The 13,792-nt window shown below is 68.8% G+C and carries 11 protein-coding genes and 1 pseudogene; 6 read left to right on the plus strand and 6 right to left on the minus strand.

What is annotated here, in order from left to right; translation table 11 throughout:
- Positions 1 to 17: 17 nt before the first annotated feature.
- Positions 18 to 269, plus strand: coding sequence for a type II toxin-antitoxin system Phd/YefM family antitoxin (locus tag ACFO5K_RS21915; protein WP_378566042.1), 252 nt, complete (start codon positions 18 to 20; stop codon positions 267 to 269).
- A 65-nt stretch (positions 270 to 334) separates the two neighbouring features.
- Positions 335 to 640 (plus strand): annotated as a pseudogene (locus tag ACFO5K_RS21920) (type II toxin-antitoxin system VapC family toxin); the annotation flags it as partial.
- A 1-nt stretch (position 641) separates the two neighbouring features.
- Here the strand turns inward: ACFO5K_RS21920 and ACFO5K_RS21925 are convergent.
- From ACFO5K_RS21925 to ACFO5K_RS21940, 4 genes are all read right to left on the minus strand, one after another.
- On the minus strand, positions 642 to 1,358 hold the full coding sequence (locus ACFO5K_RS21925; RefSeq protein ID WP_378566045.1) for a type 1 glutamine amidotransferase: 717 nt from the start codon (positions 1,356 to 1,358) through the stop codon (positions 642 to 644).
- Positions 1,355 to 2,593 (minus strand): Mur ligase family protein, encoded by a 1,239-nt coding sequence (locus ACFO5K_RS21930; protein WP_378566048.1) that lies wholly within the window; start codon positions 2,591 to 2,593, stop codon positions 1,355 to 1,357. Before ACFO5K_RS21930 ends, ACFO5K_RS21925 begins: the two co-directional genes overlap by 4 nt.
- A 67-nt stretch (positions 2,594 to 2,660) precedes the next feature.
- Positions 2,661 to 4,415, minus strand: a complete 1,755-nt coding sequence (locus ACFO5K_RS21935; protein WP_378566051.1) for a hydroxysqualene dehydroxylase — start codon at positions 4,413 to 4,415, stop codon at positions 2,661 to 2,663.
- Positions 4,416 to 4,597: 182 nt separating this feature from the next.
- Complete coding sequence (locus ACFO5K_RS21940; protein WP_378566054.1) at positions 4,598 to 5,518, minus strand: EamA family transporter; 921 nt, start codon at positions 5,516 to 5,518, stop codon at positions 4,598 to 4,600.
- A 71-nt stretch (positions 5,519 to 5,589) separates the two neighbouring features.
- On the opposite strand from ACFO5K_RS21940, the gene ACFO5K_RS21945 reads away from it, so the two are divergent.
- Positions 5,590 to 6,504, plus strand: coding sequence for a LysR family transcriptional regulator (locus ACFO5K_RS21945; protein WP_378566057.1), 915 nt, complete (start codon positions 5,590 to 5,592; stop codon positions 6,502 to 6,504).
- Positions 6,505 to 6,596: 92 nt separating this feature from the next.
- On the opposite strand, the gene ACFO5K_RS21950 is transcribed toward ACFO5K_RS21945, so the two are convergent.
- The gene (locus ACFO5K_RS21950) at positions 6,597 to 8,123 is read right to left on the minus strand and encodes a nucleotide-binding protein (RefSeq protein WP_449289692.1); all 1,527 of its coding nucleotides are present in this window, start codon (positions 8,121 to 8,123) and stop codon (positions 6,597 to 6,599) included.
- Here ACFO5K_RS21950 and ACFO5K_RS21960 point away from each other — a divergent pair.
- Positions 8,007 to 8,744 (plus strand): hypothetical protein, encoded by a 738-nt coding sequence (locus ACFO5K_RS21960; RefSeq protein WP_378566066.1) that lies wholly within the window; start codon positions 8,007 to 8,009, stop codon positions 8,742 to 8,744. The two genes, ACFO5K_RS21950 and ACFO5K_RS21960, sit on opposite strands and share 117 nt — an antisense overlap.
- 448 nt (positions 8,745 to 9,192) lie before the next feature.
- On the opposite strand, the gene leuA is transcribed toward ACFO5K_RS21960, so the two are convergent.
- The gene (gene leuA, locus ACFO5K_RS21965) at positions 9,193 to 10,989 is read right to left on the minus strand and encodes a 2-isopropylmalate synthase (protein ID WP_378566069.1); all 1,797 of its coding nucleotides are present in this window, start codon (positions 10,987 to 10,989) and stop codon (positions 9,193 to 9,195) included.
- A 283-nt stretch (positions 10,990 to 11,272) separates the two neighbouring features.
- On the opposite strand from leuA, the gene ACFO5K_RS21970 reads away from it, so the two are divergent.
- Positions 11,273 to 12,040: a sulfite exporter TauE/SafE family protein gene (locus tag ACFO5K_RS21970; protein ID WP_378566072.1), complete on the plus strand. Its 768-nt coding sequence runs from the start codon at positions 11,273 to 11,275 to the stop codon at positions 12,038 to 12,040.
- A gap of 82 nt (positions 12,041 to 12,122) precedes the next feature.
- Complete coding sequence (locus ACFO5K_RS21975) at positions 12,123 to 13,754, plus strand: GMC oxidoreductase (RefSeq protein WP_378566075.1); 1,632 nt, start codon at positions 12,123 to 12,125, stop codon at positions 13,752 to 13,754.
- Positions 13,755 to 13,792: the final 38 nt, after the last annotated feature.

Genomic DNA, 13,792 nt, shown 5'->3' on the forward strand with positions numbered 1-13,792 from the left:
TTAGCTAAGGAGGCGTTATGGCAGGACACGCGGCGGAACAGTTCAACATTCACGACGCGAAGACGAACCTGTCGCGCATCATCGAACGGGTGGAGCAGGGGGAGGAAATCGTGATCAGTCGTGCTGGGACGCCGGTCGCCAAGGTGGTGCCGTTGACCCGCCGGGTGCATCGCACCGGACGTGGTTCGCTGCGTGGCCGGGTGCAATTGTCGCCAGGCTGGGACTCGCCGGAGACCAACGCCGATATCGCGCGCGACTTCGACGCATGAGCCTGCTGCTCGATACCCATGTCGTGCTGTGGTGACTCACCGACGATCCGGCTCTCGACGCAGGACTACGGGAGCGGCTCGATCACGACCCCGACGTCTACCTCAGCACGGCTTCGGTGTGGGAGATCGCGATGAAGCAGGCATCGGGAAAGCTGCCCGGTCCGCCCGACCTGCCCGAGCGAGTGATCGGTAGCGGGTTTCTGCCGCTGCCGATCGATGCTCGGCACGCGATCGAGGCCGCGCGTCTGCCATTGATCCATCGCGACCAGTTCGATCGGATGCTGGTCGCACAGGCGAGATGCGAGGGTTTGACCCTCGCCACACACGACCCGTTCTGCCTGCAGTACGAGGTCGATGTGTTGCGCTGCTGACTCAGGCGCGCAAACGTTCCCGGCGCAGGCGGTCGACCGCGGGCAGGTCGAGGGGCGCCAGGTCGGCCGGGGCGACACCGAGGGCGCGGGCGATGAGCAGGTCGGCCAGTTCGGGGTTGCGCGCCAGGGCTGGGCCGTGCAGGTAGGTGCCGATGACCGAACCCTGCACCACACCTTCGGTGCCGTCACCCACACCGTTGCCGACACCGCGGGTGACCCGGGCCAAGGGCGCGGCGTCGGATCCGAGAGTGGTCCCGCCGCGGTGGTTCTCGAAGCCGGTCAGGGGCGCCGAGAGGCCGGTGAGGGCCGGGTCGGTGGTCACCTCGCCGATGGCACGCACCTTCTGTGGCGAGGTGGTCACGTCGAAAAGGCTGACGCCGTCGACCTTTTCGCCCGATGACGTCTCGTACCAGTTGCCGAGCACCTGGATGGCCGCGCAGATCGCGAGTACGGGAGCGCCTTTGGCGGCCGCCTGTTGCAGGCCGGGGTGCTTCTGCAGGTGGCGGGTGGCCAGGCGCTGGGCTGAGTCCTCGGCGCCACCGAGGGTGTAGATGTCGAAGGAGCCGGGCACGGGGTCGGCCAGCGTGATCTCCACGATCTCGGCGTCGTACCCGCGCATGCGCAGCCGTTGCCGCAGGACCAGGGCGTTGCCGCCGTCGCCGTAGGTGCCCATCACATCGGGCAGTACCAGGCCGATACGAATGGTTGACTCGCTCATTTGCGGGCCTCCAGATCACGGTTGAGATCGCGGAACGCGGTGTAATTGGCCAGCACCTCGACGTGCCCGGCGGGGCAGGACTCGATGGCGCGCAAGGGATCCGGGACCAGGGTGTGCTCCACACCGGCGTAGGTCAGGCGCACCGCCAGGTCGGTCGCGCGTTCACCGGCGGCGACCACCTGCACGCCTTCGAAATGCTCGAACCGCACATCCCACAGCCAGGACAGATCCTCGCCGTCGGGTACCTGACCGTTCACCGCGATCACCAGTCCCGCCGAAGACGGCTCGATCATCGACAGCGCCTCCTGCCAGCCGGCCGGGTTCTTGGCCAGCAGCAGCCGGGCGTCGTGCTCGCCGACGGTGACGGTGCGGTAGCGGCCCGCGATCTCGCGCACGGTGCCGGTGGCATCGGTGGCCTTGGCGGCCTCGGCGCCCATCGCCACCGCCGCGGCCACCGCCTGCGCCGCATTGCCACGGTTGGCGCGACCGGGCAGGGCCAGCTGCAAGGGGGTGCGGAAACCGTCGGGGCCGCAGAGGTCGTCGCCGTCGAGCCACCAATCCGGTTGCGGGCGCTGGAACTCCAGGCCGGTGGAGCGCCAGTTCTCGCCCTCCCAGACGATCGGCTCACCACTGCGCGGGCAACTCGTGGCATCCACGGCCCACCCGCTGCCGGCCGACACCCACACGACATTCGGGTGGTCGTAGGCGATGGAGGCGATCAGGACGTCGTCACAGTTGGCGATCACCACGGTGTCGGGGTGCCTGGCCAGCCCGGCCCGCAACTTGCGCTCGATCATGTTGATCTCGCCGACCCGGTCGAGCTGGTCGCGGCTGAGGTTGAGCAGTACCACGGCGGCGGGATCGAGCGCGTCACACACGTGCGGCAGATGCAGTTCGTCGACCTCGATGGCGGCCAGCTCCACCCCGGGGTGCAGGCTCAGCGCGGCCACGATGCCCGCGTCCATGTTGGCGCCGTCGGCCTGGGTCGCCACCGCGCCGCCGAGCGTGCCCAGGGCCGCGGTGGTCATCCGGGTGGTGGTCGACTTGCCGTTGGTGCCGGTGATCAGCACCGTGCGCCGGTCGCGGCCGAGCTGGGTCATGATCGTCGGATCGATTTTCAGCGCGATCAGGCCGCCGATCATCGAACCCTTGCCGCGACCCGCCTTCTGCGAAGCCCACGACGCTGCCGCCGCCGCTCGCAAGGCCAGGCGCCCGCGCACCGAGATGTTTGCCACGCCGCGAGTCTATGTGGGTGGTGTGGACGGGCGCGTGCGGGAGCGGTGTGAGCCTGCTCCACCGCCGCTATTCGTCGAACATGTTGGGCAGGCCCCTGGCGTAGCGGTCGTTGTCGAGCAGGCGCAGCGGTTCGAGTTCGGGCGTGCGGCGCAGCCGGAAAGTGGGGCAGCGCGGCGCCGAAGAGCCCGACACGTCGAGGATCGCGTTCACCGCGGCCCGTGCGGACTCGTTGGCGCCCTCCATCGTGGCCAGGTCCACATCGGTGCGCACGTAGTCGCCGGCGAGGAACAGGTTTTCGATCGGGCCGTGGGTCACCGGCCGGGCGTCCCAGGAACCCGCGGTGTTGATGAGCAGCGGGTCGGCGTTGGCGTTGCGGTCGCCCTGCCAGGTGATGCCCGGATCGAGGAACCACGAATGCACGTCGGCGGGGCGCAGCAGTTGTTCGCGATCGTTGAGGTGGGCGCTCAGCTGCGCCCAGACCTCACGAAAGATCTGCTCGTGCGTGCACTCCTCGGCCGGCTTGCCGAACAGGATGCCGGGGGTGTGCCAGTTGGAGATGTCGACCGAGAGGCAGTCGGCCACCGAACCGTCACCGAAGGACGGCAACTTCTGCCGCCACAGCTGGTTCTGGCTGATCGCCGTGAGCGACCAGGGTGAATCGACCAGGGCGATGTGGCCACGGGCAATGTGCAGCGGTGTGCGGAAATAGATCTGGATGCCGTTCATCCAGTCGACGTAGAGCCGGTCCATCGCCGAGAACTCCGGCGCCAGCTCGAGCACCGGCGCCGACCACAGCGCGCGCGCACGTTCGACCGGGACGGCCACCACGAAGTAGTCGGCCGACACGGTGCGCGCACCACCGGAACCGGAGATGCGCGCCCCGCCGATCCGCTTGTCGCGCACCACCAGTTCCTCCACTCGCGCGCCGAGCTCGAAGCGCACACCGAGCCCGCGCAGGTGCGCCACCCACGGGTCGATCCAGGCGATGTTGGTGGCGTCGTCGAGCACGCGGTCCAGGCCGCCGTCGTTGCCCAGGCCCAGTGGGTTGCCGAGGAACTGTTCGCCCATGCTGCCGATGGTGCGGGTGCTGGCCAGGTCTTCCTTGGCCGCCACCATGAGGCTCGTCAGCGAGCGCGACACGATCGCGCGGAACTCGTGGGAACGCCGGTGTCCCTGCACGAAGTCGTACCAGGAGGTATGTTCCCACTGGCCGAACCGGCGCGCCTCGCAGCTGCTGTTGAACACCAGCAAACGATTGGCGAAGTAGGCGGCCTCGGCGGGCGGCATCTTCGACATCGTGGTGATGGTGGCGGCGAGAGTCTCGCGGACCTCGGTGGGCGAGGCGGTGAAGGCCGCGGGGGAGTCGGGCAGGGCGAGCAGGATGTCGTCGCCGTCGCTGCGGGAGAACCGCGCTTCGGCCACCGAGCGCAGGTTGTTCCACACGCCGTCGGGATTGCCCGGCACCGGGATCCGGCGCATCGTGTCGGGCAGGTTCTGATAGAAGCCGGGGAAGAAGCGGAAGCCGTGCTCCCCGGGCAGGTCGGGGCGCCCGTCGCGGCCGGTGCCGGGTACGGCGACGCTACGCGCTTTGCCGCCGAGTGCCCGCGCCTCGTGCACGGTGACCTCGAAACCGCGTTCGACCAGCTCGTGGGCGGCCGTGAGCCCGGCGACACCGCCACCGAGCACCGCCACCCGGCGACCAGGTGGCGCGGCGAGCGTGACACCCGGCGCTCCCGCTACGGCCCCCGCCGTTACCGCCCCCGCTGCGACCGTGCCGCGAAGAAATGATCTCCGCGAAACGGGCCACCGCTGTTCCGCCATACGCTGTTCAGCTGCCTTGCTCGAGTATTGCCTGTAATTTGCTCTCACTCTAGAGCGCGGCGAAGACCTGGCTATATCGACCTGTGCGTAGTTCGCCGAGCTCGAAACCAACCGGTCGCACGGAAAATGCGTCGGCGACCGGTCACATGCTAGCCAAAATCAGCGTTTACGTGCACCGAATCTCAGACACTTACCGGGCTGGGCGCCGACGCGGGGAGTCGTCGGGCACCCCGGTCGGTCGTCGCCGCGAACGCGCCCGCGATCACGATCGCCCCGCCGATCAACGCCGCCACCGACGGCTGCTCACCCAGCACCGCCCACGCCGCGGCGATGCCGACCACCGGCACCAGCAGCGACAACGGTGCGACCGTGCCCGCCGGATAGCGGCTCATCAGGTAGGTCCACAAACCTGAACCACACACCGTCGCCAGGATCGCGATGTAGGCCAACGCCACCAGTGCGGGCACACCGGCGCCGGAAAAGGCCGCACCCAGCGCCCGGAAACCGGTGTCAGGGCCCTCGACAACCATCGACAGCGCCAGCAGGGGCAATACCGGGACCACCGACATCCACAACGTCAGGTGCAGCGGATCGAAACCGGGGGAGTCGGCACCCGCCTGGCGCGCGCCGATATTGCCGAACGCCCAGCCCAGGCCGGCGGCCAAGGTGAGCAGCACCGGGAGCAGGGAGGCGGTGACCATCCGATCGGCCCCGATCACCACCATGCCCAGCACCGCCACCGCCAGCCCGGCGACCTGCACCGGCCGCAGCCGCTCCCGCAACAGCACCGCACCGAGTACCACTGTGAACGGCGCCGAGGACTGCAACACCAGCGAGGCGAGTCCGGTGGGCATGCCGATGCGCATGGCGGTGAACAGGAAAGCGAACTGGGCGATGCCGAAACCGGCGCCGTAGAGCAGTAGCCAGCGGGTGCGCACGGCCGGGCGGGGAATGAACACCAGCACCGGCACCGCGATCACGGCGAAACGCAACGCGGCGAAGAAGAACGGCGGGAAATGGTCGAGGCCGATCCGGATGGCGAGGAAGTTCAGGCCCCAGAGCACGACGACGGTCAGGCCGAGCAGGCGATCACGGGTGTTCACGCCTATATCGTGCGGTCCGCTAACCATCAGGACAATCCAATAAAACTGGACCAATACCGTAGTTTTACTTCATGTTCTCCATCGAGCGGCTGCGCATACTGCGCGAACTCGCCGACCGCGGCACCGTCGCCGCCGTCGCCACAGCACTGTCGATGACACCATCGGCGGTATCACAGCAGCTCAAGGTCCTGGCCAGGGAAGCCGGAGTCGCGCTGCTCGAACCCGACGGGCGGCGCGTGCGACTCACCGACGCCGGACAAGCCCTGGTACTACGCGCCGACGACGTGCTCGCCGCCATGGACCGCGCCACCACCGAAATGGCCACCTACCGTGGGTCACCACGCGGGCAGGTGCGCGTGGCCTCGTTCCCGTCGGGCGCCGCGCTGCTGCTGCCACCGGTGCTCACCGCCCTCGCCGGCAGCGGCGTGCAGATCGTGGCGGGCGACGAAGACCTGCTGCCGAGTGAAGCGGGAAAACTGCTGGCCGACTACGACATCGTCCTGGCCCACCGCGACGAACGCGCACCCGCGCTGGCCGGGCCCCGGCTGAGCGCTCGGGTATTGATGCGAGAACCGATCGATGTGGTGGTGGCGCCGGCCCATCCGCTCGCGCATCGGAGGTCGGTGTGGCCCGAAGAGCTGGCCGCGGAATCGTGGGTGAGCGTGCGCGGCGGATTCCCGGTGGACGACGTACTGAACTCCATCGCCACCATCACCGGCGTCCGGCCGCGAATAACCCAGCGGGTCAACGACTTTCGGGTGATCGAAACACTGGTCGCCGCAGGGCACGGGGTGGCGCTGATGCCGCGTTTCGCGGTGGTCCACCCGCAGCTGTCGGTGCTGTCACTGGCGGGCGTGCGGGCCGCGCGGGTCTACGAGATCATCACCAGACCGCAGGCGCACCGACGGCCTGCCATCGCGGCGGTGCTCGATGCGTTCGATAGCGCGGCACAGGCGGTCACCGCGCGGCGGGCGCGGGACAGCTGATGACTCAGTGTGCGTGGAGACGGCAGGCGAACGCTCGATCGCCGCGAGCAGAGCGGTTGGGCGACGCGCCTGCTCGCGGCTGAATCGATGCCTCAGAACTGCCCCGGCTGGTACTGCTGCTGTCCCGGGTACGGCTGACCCGGCTGGAACGGCTGCGGTTGCTGCTGGCCGTGGTAGCCGAAATCGTCGGCGACCATGGCCGCCAGCTCGAGCAGGGCGCGCCGGGTCGGCTTGCTCACCAGTTCCAGGTCGATCTCGGCACCCTCGGCCAGGTGATCGTCGAACGGGACGATCTGCACCGCGCGGGTGCGATCCAGGAACAGCTTGCGCAGCTGATCCAGGTCGACCGTCGAAGCGCCGCGCCGCGAGGCGTTCACCACGACGACGGTGCGCTCGACCAGCTTGGAATAACCGTGGTGATCGAGCCAGTCCAGCGTCGCCGAGGCACTGCGAGCACCGTCGATGGCCGGGGAGGTGACCAGCACCAGCGAGCTGGCCATATCGAGCACACCCGACATCGCCGAGTGCATCAGACCGGTACCGCAGTCGGTGAGAATGATGTTGTAGAACGACTGCAGGATGCCGATCGCCTTGCGGTAGTCGGCCTCGCTGAAAGCCTCCGACACCGCCGGATCCTGCTCGGAGGCAAGAACTTCCAGCCGGCTCGGGGCCTGGGAAGTGTGGGCGCGCACATCGGAGTAGCGGGTGATGCTCGGATCCTCGAGCAGATTGCGCACCGTGGAACGGGTCTGCCGCGGCACCCGGTGAGCCAAGGTACCGAGGTCGGGGTTGGCGTCGATGGCGATCACGCGGTCGCCCCGCTGGGAGGCGAAAGTGGACCCGAGACCGACCGTGGTGGTGGTCTTGCCGACACCACCCTTCAGCGACAGAATCGCGATCCGGTAATCGCCGCGAACCGGCTGATTTACCCGCTCGGACAGGTCACGATGCACGACATCGGCCGCCGACTCGCCGGGATTGATCGCACCACCGGACACCTTGTGCACAGCCTTGCGCCAACCGCTGCGCGGCGACTTACGAGCCCGCTTGAGCAGATTCAGATCATTGACCGAATGGCCCGGCTGCCCAGGGGCCGTCATGTGCTGCGGCTGGAACGGCTGCGGCTGGAACGGTTGCTGCTGACCAGGTCCACCCGGCCACTGCTGACCGGGGGGCGGGGCCATCTGACCCGGCTGACCAGGGAACTGCTGGCCCGGCTGACCCGGGAACTCGCCCGGACCCTGCGGTTGCTGGCCGAGCGGGATCTGAAATTCTCCCGACTGCGCTGGCGGCTGCTGTCCGGGCTGACCCGGGATCTCACCCGGCTGGCCCGGCTGCTGTCCGAACTGGCCAGGGAACTCTCCCGACGGGCCCGGCTGCTGGCCGAATTGCCCGGGGAATTCACCTGACGGGCCTGGCTGCTGCCCGAATTGCCCAGGGAATTCGCCCGAGGGGCCCGGCTGCTGGCCGAACTGGCCGGGGAATTCACCTGACGGGCCTGGTTGCTGGCCGAATTGCCCAGGGAACTCTCCCGAGGGGCCTGGCTGTTGCCCGAACTGGCCGGGGAATTCACCCGGCATACCGGGCGGCATCCCACCCTGCATCGGCGGCTGGTACATCTGCGGAGGCGGCGGCGCCCAACTGTAAATGGGCTCGGACTGCGGGCCCTGCGGCGCCGCAGCCTGCTCCTGACCCGGGAACTGCGGCTGGCCGGCGCCGGAGAACTGCGACTCCTGACCCGGGAACTGCGGCTGCTCCTGACCGGGATACGGCGCAGGAGCACCAGGGACCGGCTGCTCACCGGTCGGATACTGCCCGGGCAATGGCTGCTCACCCGTACCCGGCACGCTCTGCCACGGTTGCTGATCCGGCGCACCCGCGACCGGATGCGCGCCACCACTGTGCTGCGAATCCGGCGCCGGGAAATCACCCGGCTCGAACGGGCCCGGCACGAAACCGCCCGGCTGGAACACGGTTTGCTCAGCGAGCCCGGCAGCGGCATCCGGCTCGGTGCCCGCCTGGTCAGCAGGCTGCTCAGCGGCCTCGGTGGTCGGCTCGGCAGGGGACTCGGCGGAATCGGAGTCGTCGTCGGTCACCGTCTGCACACCGGTGGGACCGGACGCAGCGTCGGCCGTATCTGCCGACGGACTCTGCAGCCAGGGCGGAGAAGTCGGATTATGGTCGTTGTTGGTCACAGTTCCCCCACTTGCTCGCTGAACGAGCAGGAAGCTCGGCGCTGAATGTGCACCAAAACGCTAGCACGGGGTGCGGTGGGGTGCCGTGGCGGTCGGCGGGGAACTGAGCTCGGGGTTATGGCGTCCAATGGGGTTTGCGGGCTGGGTTTTTGGAGCGCTGGCGCGCTCGAGCGCGGCCCCCAAGGGCCGCGAGTCAGCCGCCGTTGCTGGCGGCTGCGCCGCGGACGCAACGGCGGCTGACTCGCGGCCGGGCCGCTACCGCCGCTGCGCGGCGGGACCCTCCTCGAGGTCGGGTCGTACGGGGCGGGGAGTGCGGGAGGCGGGGTACTACGGGAATGCGGGGGTAGTTGGGAGTGCGGGAGGCGGCGTACTTCGGGAATGCGGGGTGGTTGGGAGTGCGGGAAGTGGCGCACTCGAGTGGTGCGGGTCGTTGGAAACGAGAAAGGACCGGACCTTGCCAGGGGTGGCGGGGTCCGGCCCTCTTTCTTGCGGCTCAGCGGGCGGCGCGGTTCACGGCGGAGACCACGGCGCGCAGGGAAGCGGTGGAGATCGAGGTGGCGATGCCTACGCCCCAGACGACCTTGTCGCCGACGGCCACCTCCACGTAGGCGGCGGCTTGGGCGTCGTCGCCGGCGGACATGGCGTGTTCGCTGTAGTCGAGGACGCGGACGTCGAAGCCGACGGTGGCGATGGCGTCCACGAAGGCGGCCAGTGGGCCGTTGCCGGAGCCGGTGATCTCCTGCTCCACGCCGTCGACCTTCACCGTGGCCACGATCGAATCGACACCGCCGTCGGTCTCGGCGGCGGTCACCTTCTGCTTGATCCGCTCGAGCGGCTGGATCGGGTTCAGGTACTCGGTGGCGAAGACGTCCCACATCTCCTTGGGCGTCACCTCGCCGCCTTCACCGTCGGTGATCGCCTGGATGGCCTGCGAGAACTCGATCTGCAGGCGGCGCGGGAGCACCAGCCCGTGATCGGTCTTCATGATGTAGGCCACGCCGCCCTTGCCGGACTGCGAGTTCACCCGGATCACGGCCTCGTAGGTGCGGCCCACATCCTTCGGGTCGATGGGCAGGTACGGGACCTCCCACACGATGTCGGCGACGTCGGCGTCCTGGGCGTCGGCGGTGGCCTTCATCGCGTCCAGGCCCTTGTTGATGGCGTCCTGGTGGCTACCGGAGAACGCGGTGTACACCAGGTCGCCGCCGTAGGGGTGGCGTTCGGCGACGGCCAGCTGGTTGCAGTATTCGACCGTGCGGCGGATCTCGTCGATGTCGGAGAAGTTGATCTGCGGGTCGATACCGCGGGAGAACATGTTCATGCCCAGGGTCACCAGGCAGACGTTGCCGGTGCGTTCACCGTTGCCGAACAGGCAGCCTTCGATGCGGTCGGCGCCGGCCTGGTAGCCCAGTTCGGCGGCGGCCACGGCGGTGCCGCGGTCGTTGTGCGGGTGCAGCGACAGCACGATGGAATCGCGGCGGGCCAGATTGCGGTGCATCCACTCGATCGAGTCGGCGTACACGTTGGGGGTGGCCATCTCGACGGTGGCGGGCAGGTTGAGGATCAGCGGCTTCTCGGGGGTGGGCGCGATGATCTCGGAGACCGCGTCGCACACCTCGCGCGCGTAGTCGAGTTCGGTGCCGGTGTAGGACTCCGGGCTGTACTCGTAGCGCCACTCGGTGTCGGGGTAGCGCTGCTCGATCTCGAGGCACAGCGCGGCGGCGTCGGTGGCGATCTTCTTCACCGCGTCACGCTCGGCGCGGAACACCACCCGACGCTGCAGGATCGAGGTGGAGTTGTAGAAGTGCACGATCACGTTCGGGGCGCCGTTGCACGCCTCGAAGGTGCGCTCGATCAGTTCGGGGCGGCACTGGGTGAGCACCTGGATGGTGACATCGGCGGGCACGGCGCCGTCTTCGATGATCTCGCGGACGAAGTCGAAGTCGGTCTGGCTCGCGGCCGGGAAACCGACCTCGATCTCCTTGTAGCCCATCCGCACCAGCAGGTCGAACATGCGGCGCTTGCGGGCGGGGCTCATCGGGTCGATGAGGGCCTGGTTGCCGTCACGCAGGTCGACGGCGCACCACGCGGGCGCGCGATCGATGATCTTGTCCGGCCAGGTGCGGTCGGGCAGCGTGATGGGCTCGACCTCTTCGGCGAAGGGCCGGTACCGGAACGCCGGCATCGAGGAATTCTTCTGACGGTTCCAGGCGGGCTGGTCGGCCGGTGCGGGTTTGCCGGGGGCCGTGATGGTGCGCGATGCGGATACGAATGCGTCAGCCGAGGACATGCAAGTTTCTCCGTGGTGTGGTGGATTCCCTGGTGGGAGCGGGTCGACCGGCGCGTTGGAACCCCGCGACGGGAGCCGGTCCGTATCAGAACCCGTCGCGGCGGCCGAGAAGAAGTGCCCGCTGCATGATCCTGCGAGCCTACCGCGTGCTCACCCTCGCTGGTAAGCGGCCTGGGAAAATCGGCCCGGACCTGCCGACATCAGGCTGACCGGTACGGTTCGAGTTCGAACCACACGCTTGTACGGACCACCGTGTCCGACGAGACGTCACAAAGGAATTCGCATGACTTGGTTGCAGCAAGTGGCCATCTTCGCGGCGGGGATCGCGGCCGGTGGCATCAACACGATCGTGGGCTCCGGCACACTCATCACCTTCCCGACTCTGCTCGCCTTCGGGCTGCCGCCGGTGACCGCGAACGTGTCCAACACGATCGGTCTGGTGCCGGGCTCGCTGAGTGGGGCCATCGGCTACCGCCGGGAGCTGCGCGGCCAGCGTGCGCGACTGCTGCAACTGGGTACGGCCTCGCTGCTGGGCGGTATCACCGGCGCGGTCCTGCTGTTGACCATGCCGCCCGGCGCGTTCAAGGCGATCGTGCCGGTGCTGATCATCATGGCGCTGATTTTGGTGGTGGTGCAGCCACGGCTGGCGGCGTGGGTGAAGCGGCGCCGCGAAACCGGCGACACGGTGGCACCCGAGCACGGTGGGCCGATCCTGCTGGTCGCGGTGTACGGCACGGGCATCTACGGCGGGTACTTCGGCGCGGCCCAGGGCGTGCTGCTGCTCGGTCTGCTCGGGGTGCTCGTGCACGACGATCTGCAGCGGCTCAACGCGGTGAAGAACGTGCTGGCGCTGATCGTGAACGGGGTGGCCGCGGCGTTGTTCATCGTGATCGCCGAGGTGAACTGGCAGGTGGTCGCGTTGATCGCGGTGGGGGCGATCATCGGCGGGCAACTGGGCGCGAAGGTGGGCCGCAAGTTGGCGCCGAATGTGCTGCGCGCGGTGATCGTGGTGGTCGGCACGATCGCGGTCGTGCAGTTGCTGACGAGCTGAACGCGCCCACTGATGGTGACTTTCGACAAAAAAGCCCACTAGCGGGGCGATCCGGTAGTTACGCGGTATTCTGCGCTCGGCCATGCGTGATGAGGGAGGTGGCCTGGTGCACAGACGCGCCTTCTTCAAGGCGGCGGGACTGGCGACGATCGCCGGTGCTGTCGCGACGACGTTGCCGTACACGCCCGCCGCGGCCGACCCGCGCACGGCAATGTTCCCGTCCTGGGTGCCCGAGATCTTCGAACCCGTACCGGACGCACCCGAGCACACCCCCGCGATCGTCATCGGCTCCGGTTTCGGTGCCGCCGTCACCGCGCTGCGCCTGGCGCAGGCCGGTGTCGTCAACACGGTGCTCGAGCGTGGTTCGCGCTGGCCCAACGACCCGTGGCGCGAAATCTTCACCGGTGACGACCTGCCCGACGGGCGCGGATTCTGGCACCGCACGAACTTCACCGGCGTCACCAAGGTGCCGATGAGTTTCGGCGCGTTCGGCGGCGTCCTCGACGTCACCGAATACCCGGGCATCGATGTGTGGCGGGCCGCGGCGGTCGGTGGCGGTTCGGTGATCTTCACCGGCGCGATGGTCGCGCCGCCACGCGAACTCTTCGACCAGGTCTTCGGCGGCCTCGTCGACTTCGGCGAGCTGGAACGGGTGTACTACCCCCGGGTGCGCCAGATGCTGCGCCTGGACACCATGCCCGCCGACATCTACAACTCCTCGCCGTTCACCCACTCGCGCGCCTGGGACGACCAGGTCCGCGCGGCCGGCTACCGACCGGTGCCCAACGACTCGATCTTCACCTGGGACGTGCTGCGCGGCGAACTGGCCGGCACCTCTCGCCCGTCGGCCACCGTGGCCCGCTCGAACCTGGGCAACTCCAACGGCGCCAAGTTCGACCTGAACCAGAACTACCTGCGCTACGCAGGTGAGACGGGCAAGTCGCGGGTGTATCCGGGGCACCGGGTCGACAGCATCGCCCAGGAGTCCGGCGGCCGGTTCGTGGTCTCGGTGACCAAGCTGGACCCGACCGGCCGGACCCTGGGCACCCGCACCCTGACCTGCGACCAGTTGTTCCTCGGCGCGGGCTCGGTGGGTACCTCGGAACTGCTGGTGCGCGCCCAGGCCACCGGCGCCCTGCCGAATCTCAACGAGCACATCGGTGCCGGCTGGGGCACCAACGGCGATGTGGTGCTGGCCCGGGGCGCGAGTTCGCTGGCCGGGCACGGGCAGGGCGTGCCGAGCGCCAGCCGGATCTACGACGACTCGGCCGTACCGCTGACGCTGGAGAACTGGTACATCCCCGGCATCCCGTTCGAGACCGGCGCGCTGGCGTCGCTGGGCATGGTGCTCGACCCGACCAGGGCCCGCTTCGATTACCACCGGTCCGGGGAGGTCGGGCTGACCTGGTCGGCGGGCACCCAGCGCGCCGTCGTCGACGCGGCCCGTGCCGTCGACCGCCGCATCGCCGAAGGCGCGGGCGCACTCGCCGAATACGGCGCCCTCGGCTACGACGCCAACGCCGACTTCACCGCCCACCCCCTCGGCGGCGCGGTGCTCGGCAAGGCCACCGACGCCTTCGGCCGGGTACACGGGCACCCCGGTCTGTACGTGATGGACGGGGCGGCGATCCCGGGCAGCACCGCCACGGTCAATCCGTCGCTGACCATCACCGCGCTGGCCGAACGCAATATCGAAGCGATCCTGCGCGGCTGAACACGCCACCGGCGCAACCGCAACTCACCTCGCGCAGC

This window comes from Nocardia halotolerans, from assembly GCF_042650145.1.
Lineage (GTDB): Bacteria > Actinomycetota > Actinomycetes > Mycobacteriales > Mycobacteriaceae > Nocardia > Nocardia halotolerans.

Coding starts and splice junctions, on each gene's coding strand:
- ACFO5K_RS21945 (WP_378566057.1), top strand. CDS start 5,590: ATGTTCTCCATCGAGCGGCTGCGCATACTGCGCGAACTCGCCGACCGC.
- ACFO5K_RS21925 (WP_378566045.1), bottom strand. CDS start 1,358: ATGAGCGAGTCAACCATTCGTATCGGCCTGGTACTGCCCGATGTGATG.
- leuA (WP_378566069.1), bottom strand. CDS start 10,989: ATGTCCTCGGCTGACGCATTCGTATCCGCATCGCGCACCATCACGGCC.
- ACFO5K_RS21950 (WP_449289692.1), bottom strand. CDS start 8,123: ATGTACCAGCCGCCGATGCAGGGTGGGATGCCGCCCGGTATGCCGGGT.
- ACFO5K_RS21915 (WP_378566042.1), top strand. CDS start 18: ATGGCAGGACACGCGGCGGAACAGTTCAACATTCACGACGCGAAGACG.
- ACFO5K_RS21970 (WP_378566072.1), top strand. CDS start 11,273: ATGACTTGGTTGCAGCAAGTGGCCATCTTCGCGGCGGGGATCGCGGCC.
- ACFO5K_RS21975 (WP_378566075.1), top strand. CDS start 12,123: ATGCGTGATGAGGGAGGTGGCCTGGTGCACAGACGCGCCTTCTTCAAG.
- ACFO5K_RS21935 (WP_378566051.1), bottom strand. CDS start 4,415: ATGGCGGAACAGCGGTGGCCCGTTTCGCGGAGATCATTTCTTCGCGGC.